Here is a 15,066-nt window from a genome sequence, read left to right as displayed (position 1 = left end):
AGGGGAAATCTTGAAAACAGCGTTAGTAACTGGAGCCAGCGGAGGAATCGGAAAAGCGGTTGTAGAAAAATTGGCTCAGGAAGGATATCAAATTTATGCTCAATACTTTCGAAACATTGAACCGTTAAAAGAAGCAATGAAGTTATATGATCAGATTATTCCAGTTTATGCGGATTTGTCATCGGAAAGCGGGACGGAACAATTACTTGAAAACATTCCATCTTCTATAGATGCTCTTATTTTTGCTAACGGTATTTCCCACTACGGACTGATTCAAGACGTTTTGATGGAAGATTATCAAAAAATTATACAGCTTCATCTCACGTCACCCTTTTTTATTACTCAAAAAGTAGTCAGTGGAATGATAAGAAAACAAAAAGGAAGCATTCTTTTTATCTCCTCTATATGGGGGCAGACAGGAGCGAGCTGTGAAGCTTTGTATTCCATGGCAAAAGGGGGGCAAATTTCCTTTGTGAAAGCACTAGCGAAGGAATTAGCGCCTTCCAATATTCGCGTCAACGCCGTTGCGCCAGGCATGATCGATACAAGTATGAATGATCGATTCTCTCCTGAAGAATTGGAAGATATTAAAAACAGCATCCCCCTTGAAAGAAATGGAAAGCCTGAAGAAGTGGCGAATGTTGTTTTATTCCTTATTAGCGAGCAAGCTTCCTACATTACAGGTCAGGTCATTTCTGTCAATGGAGGATGGTACTGCTGATTCCCTCTCCGTATAAAAACTGCATGATCAAGGGAAAATAAAAATTGATTAAACGATAAAGGAGGGGAACATATGTCAGTATTGGAAAATTGGAATCAATGGAAAGATTTTTTGGCGGATCGCCTTCAGCAAGCAGAAAGAGGCGGATTGTCCCAAGAGGTTATTTCCAATTTAGCGTATGAAATCGGTGATTATTTAGCAAAGCAAGTGGAGCCGAAAAACCCTGAAGAAAAAATTCTTCACGATCTGTGGAGTGTCGCTTCAAAAGAGGAGCAACATGCAATCGCCAACATGATGGTGAAACTTGTTCAAAATGACAGCGTCCATTAGGATGTTTTTCATTTATTACTGTCAAGTTAGGGCACTTGGTGAAATGACCAAGATGCCCTTTATTTTTTCCTTGCAATTATCCTTTCTTCTTTATCTAAAATGATTTATTATAAATTTATAGGTGTGTTATTTGGGGGTCTTTGAAGGTGGAAAAAACTGAATGGTATTTAGAATATAAAATTCAAAAAAACCGGCCGGGGCTGCTGGGAGATGTTTCGTCTTTGCTCGGTATGCTGAACATTAATATCGTTACGATTAACGGCGTTGATGATATGCGCCGCGGGATGCTTCTGCGCTGCGAAACGATTGAACAAATTAAAAGGCTTGAATCTATTCTGAATACGATGGACAACATAACAGTGACAAAATTGCGGCAGCCTAAGCTGAGAGATCGTCTTGCTGTCCGTCATGGCTTTTATATTCAACGGGATGCAGATGATAAAAAGACGTTCCGTTTTGTTCGCGATGAGCTTGGTATTCTCGTTGATTTTATGGCCGAGCTCTTTAAACAAGACGGTCATAAATTAATCGGCATACGCGGAATGCCGCGTGTCGGAAAAACAGAATCGATCGTAGCGGCGAGCGTCTGTGCGAATAAAAGATGGCTTTTTCTCTCTTCAACCATGCTGAAGCAAACTGTCCGGGAAAGGCTGATTGCTGATGAATACCGGACAGATAACGTGTTTATTTTAGATGGAATCGTCACGATGAAAAGAGGCTCTGAACAGCATTTGCAATTAGTTCGGGAAGTGATGCAGCTTCCGGCAACGAAAGTCGTGGAGCATCCAGATATTTTCGTTCAGAGCTCCGAATATACTTTGGATGATTTCGACTACATTATTGAACTAAGACATCACCCTGATGAAGAAATTACGTATGACGTTGTAGAAAATAATCATCAGCCGTTTGGCCACTCAATTTATAATGGATTTGATTTTTAGAAAGGTGGGTGCGTTTTGAGCGAGTTAGGTAACCATCTGAGACAAGCTAGGCTGGAAAAAAACATTTCACTCGATGACTTGCAGGAAATAACTAAAATTCAAAAGCGCTATTTAATCGGCATTGAGGAAGGAAACTACTCGATCATGCCGGGGAATTTTTATGTGCGTGCGTTTATTAAACAATACGCGGAAGCGGTTGACCTTGATCCGGATGTTTTATTTGAACAGTATAAAAATGAAATACCAAGTACATATGATGAGATACCTGAGAAATTGTCCCGCGTTCAAACGCATAAAGAGCTTCCAAAGCCGGCTTCCAAATTTTTAGAGCTGTTACCGAAGCTTGCCGTCATCGCTGTTATTATTTTGGTGGCGATTATCGTTTGGGTGCTTTCCCAGCGTGGAAGCACAGATGAAGGCGTTCAGACGGAGGACGATACAAAATCCGTCAAAATAGAAACCTCTGGCGTGGAGCCTGAGAAAAAAGAGCAAAATAATATTGTCGATGAAAAAGACCGTTCGGTTGAAGAAACAGAACAAGAGGAGAAAAAAGAAGAGAACGCCGAAAATGAAACGAAGCCAACATTGACGGTAAAAGAAGTAAGAGGGAAAGAAACCGTATATGAATTGTCCAATGCGGACAAATTGGTGATCGATATTTCAACCAATGGGAATTCGTGGATAGAAGTGAAGAACGGAAAAGGAAAATCGTTTTTTGCAGGAATGATGCGACAAAATGAGCAGAAAACGGTTGATGTAACAGCGGAAGAAGAAGCAAAAATCGTTATAGGCGATGCTCGATTTACGACCATTCAAGTGAATGGAGAAGCCGTTTCTTATGAAACGGACCCGAATAAAATGGTTCGGCAGGATATTATCATTTTAAATAACAAGGATGAATAAGTCATCGTACGAGATGGCTTATTCTTTCTTACTTTATGCTAGTGGAGGTACAAAATGAATTTGCCTAATCGAATCACTGTATCAAGAATTATGCTAATTCCAATATTTATGATTGTGATGCTTGGCGATTTTAACTGGGGAAATTGGTCGGTCGGTGAAGTAGTTATTCCTGTCAATCATGTCGTTGGTGCCCTCATTTTTATTTTAGCTTCGACGACCGATTGGATTGATGGATATTATGCACGCAAGCTTGGACTTGTGACAAATTTAGGAAAGTTTTTAGATCCTCTTGCCGATAAATTGCTCGTTTCTTCTGCTCTCATCATATTGGTGGAAATAGGTGCTGCTCCGTCTTGGATTGTCATTCTGATCATCAGCCGTGAATTTGCCGTAACCGGATTGCGTTTAGTTCTGGCTGGGGAAGGAGAAGTCGTAGCAGCTAATATGCTCGGCAAAATAAAAACATGGACGCAGATTGTGGCTATTTCCGCTTTGCTTTTACATAATATACCTTTTGAATGGATTTCGTTTCCATTTGCAGACATTGCTTTGTGGGTTGCGCTCTTTTTTACCATTTTATCTGGATGGGACTATTTCATGAAAAATAAACACGCGTTTGTCAATTCGAAATAACCATGTGGAGGAAAATGTATGAATGTAAATGCTGAAATTATTGCTGTCGGTTCAGAACTGTTGCTTGGACAGATCGCCAACACAAACGCCCAATTTATATCAAAAAAGCTTGCTGAAATAGGTGTTAATGTTTTTTATCATACGGTCGTTGGAGACAATGCTGAGAGGCTCAAGCATACGATCGAAACGGCAAAAAAACGGTCGAATTGCATCATTTTTACCGGCGGGCTCGGCCCGACAAAAGATGATTTGACGAAAGAAACGATTGCACGTATTTTGAATAAACGCCTCGTGATCGACGAGGCGGCGATGAAAAACATTGAGGATTTTTTTAAACGGACGAAACGGACAATGTCGGAAAACAATCGGAAACAAGCATTAGTTTTGGAAGGTTCTACTGTTTTACCAAATCATTACGGAATGGCGCCAGGAATGGCGTTAGAGGCGAACGGAATTATATATTTGCTCATGCCGGGTGTTCCGAAAGAAATGAAGCCGATGTTTATCAACTACGGTGTGCCGTTTTTGCAATATCATTACGGGTTAAAAGAAAAAATCATCTCGCGTGTGCTTCGTTTCTTTGGCATCGGCGAATCTCAGCTTGAAACAGATATAGAGGATCTGATTGATCAGCAAACAAATCCGACCATCGCGCCGCTAGCAAAAGACGGCGAAGTAACATTGCGCCTGACAGCAAAACATGAAGATGAGTCGACTGCGCTGAAGCTGATTGACGAAACAGAAAAAAAGATTTTAAGCCGTGTCGGCCGATATTTTTATGGACACGGTGAAACTTCGATCCAAGAGCAGCTTATGAAGCTTTTAAAAGAAAAGCAATATACTATTTCGGCTGCAGAAAGTTTGACGGGCGGTCTTTTTTCCGAACAGCTGACCCATTTTCCGGGCGCTTCGAATATTGTGCTTGGAGGAATTGTCTGCTATACAAACGAAGTGAAGCAGCATGTTCTTGGCGTGTCGGAAGAAACGTTGAAAACAAAAGGAGCCGTTAGCTCTGAATGTGCGAAAGAAATGGCGGAAAATATAAAAAAATTGACCGGCAGCAATATCGGCATCAGCTTTACGGGAGTGGCAGGACCTGATCCTTCTGAAGGAAAAGAAGTTGGAACTGTCTATATCGGCATTCAATTCGACGATCGGCCGACAGCAGTTTTTGAGCTTCATCTTTCCGGTACTCGGGAAGGGATCAGGCACAGAACGGCAAATTATGGCTGCTACTATGTAATGAATGTAATAAAGGAAATGGAAAACCGGTTATGAGCGTCTTCATCCGGTTTTTTAATTTTTATATAATGAAAATTAAAAAACGAATAAATGTTCCCTTTTTTCTTGGCAAACAGGAAAAAACACGGTATATTTAGTTTGAAGCTATCAATTTTTTAAGGAGGAAATTGTATTGAATCATGATCGTCAAGCTGCCTTGGAAATGGCGTTAAAACAGATTGAAAAACAATTCGGAAAAGGTTCGATAATGAAGCTTGGAGAACAAGCTGAGCGAAAAGTTTCAACAGTTCCAAGCGGATCGCTGGCATTGGATGCAGCTCTTGGCGTCGGCGGATATCCTCGAGGTCGGATTATTGAAATATATGGACCGGAAAGCTCCGGTAAAACGACAGTGGCCCTTCATGCCATTGCTGAAGTTCAAGCTCTAGGCGGGCAAGCAGCGTTCATCGATGCGGAACATGCGCTCGACCCTGTTTATGCGCAAAATTTAGGTGTTAATATTGATGAACTGCTTTTGTCGCAGCCCGATACCGGCGAGCAGGCTCTTGAGATTGCAGAAGCTCTCGTTCGCAGCGGTGCAGTCGACATCATTGTCATTGACTCGGTCGCAGCACTCGTTCCAAAAGCGGAAATTGAAGGCGAAATGGGCGATGCGCATGTCGGATTGCAGGCGCGTCTTATGTCGCAAGCGCTTCGGAAGCTTTCAGGAGCCATCAGCAAGTCGAAAACCATTGCGATTTTTATTAATCAAATAAGGGAAAAAGTGGGCGTCATGTTCGGAAATCCCGAGACAACTCCAGGGGGACGCGCGCTGAAATTTTACTCATCTGTCCGCCTTGAAGTGCGCAGAGCTGAACAACTGAAACAAGGAAATGATATGGTAGGAAACAAAACGAAAATTAAAGTTGTCAAGAACAAAGTAGCGCCTCCTTTTAGAACGGCAGAAGTTGATATCATGTACGGGGAAGGGATTTCAAAAGAAGGAGAAATCATCGACCTGGGAACGGAATTGGATATTATACAAAAAAGCGGTTCGTGGTATTCTTACCAAGAGGAGCGTTTAGGACAGGGAAGAGAAAATGCAAAGCAATTTTTGCGCGAAAATCCGGATATTCGCGATGCCATTCAGCAAGAAATTCGCAAGGCATATGGCCTTGAAACGAATGAACCTGTGCAAGAGGGGCAGGAAACGTTCGAGCTTTTGGATGAATAATGTACGCACATCTTAGCGTAAGGCTGGCGAAGTAGCCGGTCTTATTTTTTTGATCAAAAAAGCCCCATCCTTTGTTCGACAAGATGAAAACTTGACAAGGGTTATTCCCACATTTAAAATGGATATGTATATTTTTTCATTTTTGCAATATATTTAACATATTTTTTTGGAAAATGTTATCGGGAGAGTAAATGTGTAATGCCGACACTTTCTTTGTGACAAGTTCATAGCAAGAGGAGGTGAAAGAATGGAACTCATTGAAATCATCTCCATTTTGCTTGGCCTAATCGTCGGTGCAGTTGTTGGTTATTTTGTTCGAAAATCCATTGCTGAAGCGAAAATAGCGGGTGCAAAAAACGCCGCGGAACAAATTCTTGAAGATGCTAAGCGTGAAGCTGAAGCAACGAAAAAAGAAGCGCTTCTGGAAGCAAAGGATGAAATTCATAAGCTTCGTTTGGAAGTAGAAAAAGAAATTCGCGAAAGAAGAAATGAACTTCAAAAACAAGAAAACCGTTTAATGCAAAAAGAGGAGAATCTCGATCGAAAAGATGAATCATTAGATAAGCGTGAGGCGATGCTAGATAAAAAAGAAGATTCTCTAAATGAAAGACAACAGCATATTGAAGAGATGGAAAGCAAAGTGGAAAAGATGGTGCAAGAAGGACAAATAGAGCTTGAACGCATTTCGGGTTTATCTCGTGAAGAGGCGAAACAAATCATCCTTGAACGAGTGGAAAAGGAACTTTCTCATGATATTGCTGTAATGGTGAAAGAAGCAGAAACAAAGGCGAAAGAAGAAGCAGACAAAAAAGCAAAGGCAATTCTTTCCCTTGCTATACAGCGTTGTGCAGCAGATCATGTGGCTGAAACGACCGTTTCTGTTGTGAATTTGCCAAATGACGAAATGAAAGGGAGAATTATCGGCAGAGAAGGAAGAAATATCCGCACTCTAGAAACGTTGACAGGGATCGACCTCATCATCGACGATACACCGGAAGCGGTTATTTTATCAGGATTTGATCCGATTCGCCGTGAAACAGCAAGAATTGCGCTTGACAAGCTTGTTCAAGACGGGCGCATTCATCCAGCGCGAATTGAAGAAATGGTGGAAAAATCGCGGCGTGAAGTGGACGAGCATATTAGGGAAATCGGAGAACAAACGACATTTGAAGTTGGCGTTCACGGTCTTCATCCGGATTTGATCAAAATTTTAGGCAGATTGAAATTTCGAACGAGCTATGGCCAGAACGTGCTGAAGCATTCAATAGAGGTTGCCTTTTTAACCGGATTGATGGCTGCCGAATTAGGTGAGGATCAAATCCTTGCAAGACGTGCAGGGCTTCTGCACGACATCGGAAAAGCCATTGACCACGAAGTAGAAGGAAGCCATGTTGAAATCGGCGTGGAGCTGGCAACGAAGTATAAAGAACACCCGGTTGTCATCAACAGCATTGCTTCCCATCATGGGGATGAAGAACCGACATCGGTAATTGCGGTTTTAGTTGCAGCGGCTGATGCTTTATCGGCAGCACGGCCGGGTGCCCGCAGTGAAACGCTTGAAAATTATATTCGCAGGCTTGAAAAATTGGAGGAAATTTCCGAGTCGTTTGAAGGTGTGGAAAAATCGTACGCCATTCAAGCAGGCCGCGAAGTTCGCATCATGGTAAAACCGGATGCAATAGATGATTTAGAAGCTCATCGATTAGCAAGAGATATTCGCAAGCGGATCGAAGAAGAGCTTGACTACCCTGGACATATTAAAGTGACCGTCATTAGGGAAACTCGTGCGGTTGAATATGCCAAATAAAGTGGTACATGAAAATGTGCCGCTTTATTTTTTTTTCAATTTATGCAAAACTATATAATAAACATTTAGAAAGGAATTCATCATGAAAGTTTTATTTGTGGGCGATGTGGTAGGAGCAAAAGGGAGAGAAATGGTTGAACAATATTTGCCGAAGCTGAAGAAAAAATATAATCCTGAAGTAACAATTGTCAATGGTGAAAATTCTGCACATGGCAAAGGAATAACTATGAAAATTTACCAGAAGCTTCTTTCATTGGGAGTTCAGGCAGTGACAATGGGCAACCATACTTGGGATAAAAAAGAAATTTTTGAATTTATCGATGAAGCAAAAGCGTTGGTTCGACCGGCTAACTTTCCTGAAGGAACACCAGGAAAAGGAATCGTGTACGTGGAAGCGGATGGAAAAGAGCTTGCAGTCATAAACCTCCAGGGAAGAACATTTTTGCCGGCAATCGATTGCCCTTTTCGGAAAGCGGATGAATTGATTCAAGAAGCGAAGAAAAGAACTCCATATATTTTTGTTGATTTTCATGCGGAAGCAACGAGCGAAAAACAAGCGATGGGCTGGTATTTGGATGGGAAAGTTTCCGCAGTGGTTGGCACTCATACACACGTTCAAACTGCCGATGAAAGAATTTTAGATAAAGGAACGGCATTTATTACCGATGTCGGGATGACAGGACCATATGACGGTATTTTAGGAGTTGACAGGGAAGCAGTATTAAAAAAATTTTTAACGAATCTCCCTGTTCGGTTTGAAATCAATGAAGGCAGAGGACAATTAAATGCCGTATTAGTGGAAATTGAGGAAGGAACCGGCAAAGCGAAATCGATCAAACGAATATTAATCAATGATGATCACGTTTATTTTGAATAAATTAAATAAAAAAAAATTAAAAATAAGCAGGAATACTGCCAAACTTTAGGGAATATAGTAACTATGGGATGGAACCAATTGTTCAAGAGGTGATGGGTCTTTTGAACAATGCATCTAACAGCATTTGTTCCAATAAATTTTCACGAACCATTGTAAAAAATGAAGGGGGAACTAGGAAATGGAAATATTAAAAGTTTCAGCAAAATCTAATCCGAATTCTGTCGCCGGAGCGCTAGCAGGGGTGCTGAGGGAGCGTGGAGCCGCCGAAATTCAAGCGATTGGAGCTGGAGCATTGAATCAAGCTGTAAAAGCGGTAGCGATAGCAAGAGGTTTTGTAGCTCCGAGCGGTGTTGACTTAATTTGTATTCCGGCATTTACAGATATTCAAATAGACGGTGAAGAACGAACAGCCATTAAATTGATTGTTGAGCCGAGATAACATGTTTAAATAAATTAGCTAAACAGTCTGCACTCCTTTTCGGTTGCAGACTGTTTTTTGCTTAAAATGTTGATAATATTTATCGGTTTTATTATAATTTCATTATACAGAAGTAGAGAATGGTGAATATTTAAAATTTTTTGTCATTACAAGCATTTAAACTTGTAATTTTGATTATTTAGGGATAAAATTGAAATCGTTTAGGATTATCCCAAAAATTTTAAGGTATGGTGGTTTTGCTGCCAGAACAAGGTTATTATGGCTAAAAATAGCATAATTCATCATCATAGACTTTTCGGCAGGGCAGTGGGCCTCTAAAATACCGGAAATGATAAAGATATTTTAGATCCAAAGGAGTGTAACATAGAAATGGTAAACCAACTCTCATGGAAAGTCGGTGGGCAGCAAGGAGAAGGAATCGAAAGTACAGGAGAAGTCTTTGCAATTACGCTCAACCGGCTTGGTTATTACCTATATGGATACCGCCACTTTTCTTCACGAATTAAAGGGGGACATACAAACAATAAAATTCGTGTCAGCACGAAGAAAGTTCGAACGATAAGCGATGATTTAGATATTCTTGTTGCTTTTGACCAAGAAACGATCGATTTTAATTTTCACGAATTGCGGGACGGCGGAGTTATTCTTGCCGATGCAAAGTTTGGACCGAAAATCCCTGAAGGAAGCAATGTTTCCTTATATTCAGTACCTTTTACGGAAATCGCTTCAGAGCTGGGAACATCTTTAATGAAGAACATGGTTGCAATCGGTGCAACAAGCGCAATTTTGAATCTTGACCCGTCATTATTTCAGGAAGTTGTACAAGACACTTACGGAAGAAAAGGCGATCAAGTCGTCTTAAACAACATGGAGGCGATTAGAAAAGGCGCCCAATATTTAAAAGAAGAATTAGGGTTTGACCGTTCAGATCTTTATTTGGAAAAAGCTGATGGTCAAAAGCGGATGTTCATGATAGGAAACGACGCCATCGCTCTAGGTGCGATTGCCGCAGGTGCACGCTTTATGGCTGCCTATCCGATTACTCCCGCTTCGGAAATTATGGAATATTTGATTAAAAAGCTTCCAGATTTAGGAGGAGCTGTCATTCAGACGGAAGACGAAATCGCTGCAGCCACAATGGCGATTGGAGCCAACTATGCTGGCGCTAGGGCATTTACTTCCTCTGCTGGTCCAGGTTTATCATTAATGATGGAATCGATCGGTCTGTCAGGCATGACGGAAACTCCGCTAGTCATAGTTGATACACAGCGCGGTGGTCCGAGCACTGGACTTCCAACTAAGCAGGAGCAATCGGATTTAATGGCTATGATTTACGGAACACATGGAGAGATACCAAAAATTGTTATTGCACCGAGTACGGTGGAAGAAGTATTTTATGATACGGTTGAGGCGTTTAACTTAGCGGAAGAGTACCAATGCCCTGTGATTGTACTTTCTGATTTGCAGCTTTCTCTTGGTAAGCAAACGGTTGAACCTCTTTCCTATGAATCTATCCAAATTCGGCGCGGAAAACTATTAAATGAAGAATTAGTTCCGGAAGCAGGCAATCAAGGGTATTTCAAACGCTATGAAATAACAGAAGACGGTATATCGCCGCGAGTGATTCCTGGAATGAAAAACGGCATCCACCATGTGACAGGTGTTGAGCACGATGAAACCGGAAAACCTTCGGAAGCTGCCGCAAACAGAAAGGCGCAAATGGAAAAACGGCTTCGCAAATTAGAACAAATAGAGTTCAACAATAAAGTTCATAAAAATGACAAGCATGAAGAGCCGGATATTTTGTTCATCGGCTACATTTCGACAAGAGGGGCCATTGAGGAAGCGATGGAACGTCTAGAAGAAGACGGAGTGAAAGTGAACCATGCGCACATCCGTCTCATTCATCCATTCCCGAAAGAGGAAATTCGCCCGCTCATTGAAAAGGCTAAACAAGTCATCGTTGTGGAGCATAATGCAACAGGACAATTAGCAAATCTTATAAAAATGAATGTCGGATTTGCTGACAAAATTCAATCTCTATTAAAATATGACGGAAACCCGTTCCTGCCGAATGAAATTTATACGCAAAGCAAGAAGTTCACAAAACAAGGAGTGTTGTTCTAAATGGCCACTTTTAAAGATTTTCGCAACAATGTCAAACCGAATTGGTGTCCGGGTTGCGGCGATTTCTCGGTTCAAGCAGCTATACAGAGGGCAGCGGCTAATGTCGGTTTGGAACCGCATCAGCTTGCAGTCATTTCCGGAATCGGATGCTCAGGAAGGATTTCAGGTTATATATATTCTTACGGCTTCCATGGAATTCACGGTCGTGCGCTTCCGATCGCACAAGGCGTAAAAATGGCGAACCAAGATTTAACGGTCATAGCAGCTGGCGGTGACGGCGATGGGTTTGCTATTGGTACGGCGCATACCATTCATTCGATGAGAAGAAATATCGACATTACGTATATTGTGATGGACAACCAAATTTACGGGTTAACAAAAGGACAAACGTCCCCAAGAAGTGATGTCGGTTTTAAAACAAAAAGCACCCCGCAAGGTTCAATTGAATCTCCGCTGTCCGTAATGGAATTGGCGTTAACAGCAGGTGCTACGTTTGTTGCGCAAAGCTTTTCGACAGATTTAAAAGATTTAACTTCCTTGATCGAACAAGCAATTCAGCATAAAGGCTTTTCCTTTATCAACGTGTTCAGTCCTTGCGTTACTTATAACAAAGTGAACACATACGACTGGTTTAAAGAGAATTTAACAAAGCTGAAAGATATTGAAGGATATGATCCTTCTGACAAAAAACTTGCGATGCAAACGTTAATGGAATATAACGGTCTTGTAACAGGTCTTATTTATCAAAATAAAGAACAAAAACCATACGAAGAGCTTGTTCCAGGATTCGGCGAAGTGCCGCTTGCAAAAGCTGAACTGAAACTTAGCAAAGAGAAATTTGACGAATTAGTAGCAGAGTTTATGTAGGAGAGGGGTTCCCCTCTCTCTTTTTTTGATTTCAATTGTTAAAGGAAGAAATCTACTTTTTGCCTATTTCTAGAAATCTTGTATCGAAAATTTTTAAAAAAAGTGTCTTTATTATAAAATAATGGTGCAATATTGTGTTCTGCTACTTAACACGATATACTATAAAACAGTGTACACTTTTAAACATGAAGGAGTAATGCGCCATGAATGAAAAACAACGATTAGCAACCACGTTTGTGAATCCTTCGGACAAAAAATCCGAGAAGGATTACAGTAAGTATTTCGAGCGTGTTTACATTCCGCCTTCTTTAAAAGATGCGAAAAAGCGCGGAAAAGAAGAAGTGAAATACCATAAAGATTTTGTCATTCCTGAACATTTAAAAGGAATGGGAGAAGGCAGAAAGTTTTATATTCGCACATACGGATGTCAAATGAATGAACATGATACGGAAGTGATGGCCGGTATTTTTATGCAGCTCGGATATAAGCCGACTGACAGCACAGAAGATGCTGATGTTATTTTGTTAAACACATGTGCGATCAGGGAAAACGCTGAAAACAAAGTATTTGGGGAAATTGGGCATTTGAAGCCGCTCAAAATGGAAAAGCCGGATCTTATCTTAGGTGTTTGTGGCTGCATGTCCCAAGAAGAATCTGTTGTCAACAAAATTTTAAAGCAGTACCAATATGTTGATTTAATTTTTGGAACACACAACATTCACCGCCTTCCGCATTTGTTGAATGAAGCGTATATGTCGAAGGAAATGGTCGTGGAGGTTTGGTCAAAAGAAGGCGATGTGATTGAAAACCTTCCGAAAGTCCGGAAAGGAAATATTAAAGCTTGGGTCAATATTATGTACGGCTGCGACAAATTTTGCACGTATTGCATTGTTCCGTACACTCGAGGCAAAGAACGGAGCCGCAGACCGGAGGATATTATTCAAGAAGTTCGCCACCTTGCAGCGCAAGGGTATAAAGAAATCACGTTACTTGGTCAAAACGTAAATGCCTACGGGAAAGATTTTGACGATATCAAATACGGCCTAGGCGATTTAATGGACGAGCTTCGAAAAATCGATATCGCCAGAATTCGTTTTACCACAAGTCACCCGAAAGATTTTGACGACCGTTTAATTGAAGTTTTGGCCAAAGGCGGCAACCTTGTCGATCATATCCATCTTCCGGTGCAGTCAGGCAGCTCGGAAATATTGAAATTGATGGCACGCAAATATACGCGCGAACAGTATTTAGAATTAGTGCAAAAAATTAAAAAGGCGATTCCAAACGTTTCGTTAACGACTGATATCATTGTCGGCTTTCCAAATGAGACGGATGAGCAGTTTGAAGAAACACTCTCCCTCTATCGCGAAGTCGGCTTTGACAGTGCCTATACGTTCATTTATTCGCCTCGGGAAGGAACGCCTGCTGCTAAAATGAAAGATAATGTCCCGATGGAAGTGAAAAAAGAGCGGCTGCAGCGATTAAATGCATTAGTCAACGAAATTTCCGCCCAAAAAATGAAAGAATATGAAGGCAAAGTCGTTGAGGTATTAGTTGAAGGCGAGAGCAAAAACAATCCTGACATTTTGGCAGGGTATACGAGAAAAAATAAACTAGTTAACTTTAAAGGTCCGAAATCGGCGATTGGTCAGCTTGTAAAAGTAAAAATTACAAAAGCCAAAACCTGGACTCTTGATGGAGAAATGGTGGAAGAGCAAATTGGGGTGACATTGTAATGGCGTATACGAAAGACGATATTTTAGAAAAGGCAAAAGAACTGGCGCAAATGATAGCCGAAACAGAGCAAGTTGACTTCTTTAAAAAAGCGGAAGAACAAATTAACGAAAATCAAAAAGTTCGGGAAATGATTGCCAGCATTAAAAGCCTGCAAAAACAAGCCGTCAATTTTCAGCATTTCGGAAAGCATGAAGCTCTCAAACAAGTGGAGGAGAAAATTGACAGCCTGTATGAAGAATTAGATCAAATTCCGATCGTCCAGCAATTTAAAGAATCGCAAATTGAAGTTAACGATCTTCTTCAATTAGTAGCGAATACAATTTCAAACCATGTGACAAATGAAATTATTCGCTCAACTGGCGGCAATCTGTTAACGGGTGAAACAGGCGCCCAAATTCGGAATAAACATGGATCTTGCCATTAATCGTATTAAGGTTTTTTAGGCTATTTTTGAAAAAATAAAAACCGTTTGAGCTTATGAACAATCGGTATTTCTATGATTTCGGCCAATCCTCCCTCATTTTGTTTAAAGACGCGTCAGCGTCTTTTTTAATTTTTGGTACATATTTTCTGGCTCATGCATAGAATGAACTAGAAGGATTTATGAAAATATCGAGCTTGTCCTAGCGAAAATCTTTTTACGATCGTTTTGAGGAGGGTTTGGCAAATGGCAGAATATAGGGAAATCATAACGAAAGCGGTAGTAGCAAAAGGTCGAAAGTTTACTCAAGCAACACATACGATTAGTCCTGAGAAGAAACCAGCAAGTATTTTGGGTGGTTGGATTATTAACCATAAATATGATGCGCAAAAACGGGGGAAAACAGTTGAAATCGAGGGAACATATGATATTAACGTTTGGTATTCATTTGATGAAAATACGAAAACAGAAGTAGTTACAGAGCGTGTCAAGTATACAGATGTGTTAAAATTACGATATAAAGATGACAACTATTTAGATGACGAGAACGAAGTGGTTGCCCGTGTTTTGCAGCAGCCGAATTGTCTGGAAGTCACCATTTCTCCAAACGGCGAAAACATTGTGGTTCAAGTAGAGAGAGAATTTTTAGCAGAGGTCATCGGAGAAACGAAAGTGGTCGTCTCCGTCCATCCTAACAACTTGTCTGAATCCGATGAGGAATGGGATGATTGGGAAGAGGATTTAGAGGATGAAATAGAAGATTTGACGCCAGAGCTTTTAGAAGGTGAACCAGAAGAATAATGAAAAA

General features: G+C 40.9%; 15 protein-coding genes. All 15 read left to right on the top strand.

From position 1 onward, the window contains the following. Window positions 1-7 precede the first annotated feature (7 nt). The 15 genes from ymfI (at window position 8) to cotE (ending at window position 15,059) form a co-directional block, all read left to right on the top strand. On the top strand, window positions 8-721 hold the full coding sequence (gene ymfI, locus NSR00_RS05120; protein WP_445206635.1) for an elongation factor P 5-aminopentanone reductase: 714 nt from the start codon (window positions 8-10) through the stop codon (window positions 719-721). Between the two features lie 72 nt (window positions 722-793). Further along, entirely contained in the window at window positions 794-1,051 is a 258-nt protein-coding gene (locus tag NSR00_RS05115) for a DUF3243 domain-containing protein (RefSeq protein WP_339209900.1), read from the top strand. A gap of 146 nt (window positions 1,052-1,197) precedes the next feature. Beyond that, window positions 1,198-1,992, top strand: a complete 795-nt coding sequence (locus tag NSR00_RS05110) for a YmfK family protein (protein ID WP_066246441.1) — start codon at window positions 1,198-1,200, stop codon at window positions 1,990-1,992. A 15-nt stretch (window positions 1,993-2,007) separates the two neighbouring features. Continuing rightward, window positions 2,008-2,895 (top strand): helix-turn-helix domain-containing protein, encoded by an 888-nt coding sequence (locus NSR00_RS05105; RefSeq protein WP_340787423.1) that lies wholly within the window; start codon window positions 2,008-2,010, stop codon window positions 2,893-2,895. A gap of 54 nt (window positions 2,896-2,949) precedes the next feature. After that, window positions 2,950-3,528: a CDP-diacylglycerol--glycerol-3-phosphate 3-phosphatidyltransferase gene (gene pgsA / locus NSR00_RS05100; protein ID WP_327862729.1), complete on the top strand. Its 579-nt coding sequence runs from the start codon at window positions 2,950-2,952 to the stop codon at window positions 3,526-3,528. Between the two features lie 18 nt (window positions 3,529-3,546). Beyond that, window positions 3,547-4,806 carry a competence/damage-inducible protein A gene (locus NSR00_RS05095; RefSeq protein WP_340787421.1) on the top strand — a complete coding sequence of 420 codons (1,260 nt, stop codon included), beginning with the start codon at window positions 3,547-3,549 and terminating at the stop codon, window positions 4,804-4,806. Between the two features lie 136 nt (window positions 4,807-4,942). Further along, window positions 4,943-5,983 (top strand): recombinase RecA, encoded by a 1,041-nt coding sequence (recA, locus tag NSR00_RS05090; protein WP_082829319.1) that lies wholly within the window; start codon window positions 4,943-4,945, stop codon window positions 5,981-5,983. Window positions 5,984-6,230: 247 nt separating this feature from the next. After that, window positions 6,231-7,790, top strand: coding sequence for a ribonuclease Y (gene rny / locus NSR00_RS05085; protein ID WP_063386730.1), 1,560 nt, complete (start codon window positions 6,231-6,233; stop codon window positions 7,788-7,790). A gap of 82 nt (window positions 7,791-7,872) precedes the next feature. Further along, on the top strand, window positions 7,873-8,667 hold the full coding sequence (locus NSR00_RS05080) for a TIGR00282 family metallophosphoesterase (RefSeq protein WP_063386731.1): 795 nt from the start codon (window positions 7,873-7,875) through the stop codon (window positions 8,665-8,667). Window positions 8,668-8,845: 178 nt separating this feature from the next. After that, window positions 8,846-9,106, top strand: coding sequence for a stage V sporulation protein SpoVS (gene spoVS, locus NSR00_RS05075; RefSeq protein ID WP_003181955.1), 261 nt, complete (start codon window positions 8,846-8,848; stop codon window positions 9,104-9,106). A gap of 369 nt (window positions 9,107-9,475) precedes the next feature. Continuing rightward, a complete protein-coding gene (locus tag NSR00_RS05070) occupies window positions 9,476-11,233 on the top strand; it encodes a 2-oxoacid:acceptor oxidoreductase subunit alpha (RefSeq protein WP_340787417.1) in 1,758 nt (585 codons plus the stop codon). Beyond that, entirely contained in the window at window positions 11,234-12,100 is an 867-nt protein-coding gene (locus NSR00_RS05065) for a 2-oxoacid:ferredoxin oxidoreductase subunit beta (RefSeq protein ID WP_063386733.1), read from the top strand. It begins immediately after the preceding gene. A 203-nt stretch (window positions 12,101-12,303) separates the two neighbouring features. Next, window positions 12,304-13,836 (top strand): tRNA (N6-isopentenyl adenosine(37)-C2)-methylthiotransferase MiaB, encoded by a 1,533-nt coding sequence (gene miaB / locus NSR00_RS05060; RefSeq protein ID WP_094246007.1) that lies wholly within the window; start codon window positions 12,304-12,306, stop codon window positions 13,834-13,836. Continuing rightward, entirely contained in the window at window positions 13,836-14,261 is a 426-nt protein-coding gene (locus tag NSR00_RS05055; RefSeq protein ID WP_063386735.1) for a RicAFT regulatory complex protein RicA family protein, read from the top strand. Before miaB ends, NSR00_RS05055 begins: the two co-directional genes overlap by 1 nt. Before the next feature lie 243 nt (window positions 14,262-14,504). Beyond that, on the top strand, window positions 14,505-15,059 hold the full coding sequence (gene cotE, locus NSR00_RS05050) for an outer spore coat protein CotE (protein ID WP_063386736.1): 555 nt from the start codon (window positions 14,505-14,507) through the stop codon (window positions 15,057-15,059). Window positions 15,060-15,066: the final 7 nt, after the last annotated feature.

It is taken from the genome of Aeribacillus sp. FSL K6-8394, from assembly GCF_038008865.1.
Classification (GTDB): Bacteria; Bacillota; Bacilli; order Bacillales; family Aeribacillaceae; genus Aeribacillus; species Aeribacillus composti.
Note: the sequence above shows the minus strand (reverse complement) of the source record. Positions and strands in the feature narration are given on the sequence as shown.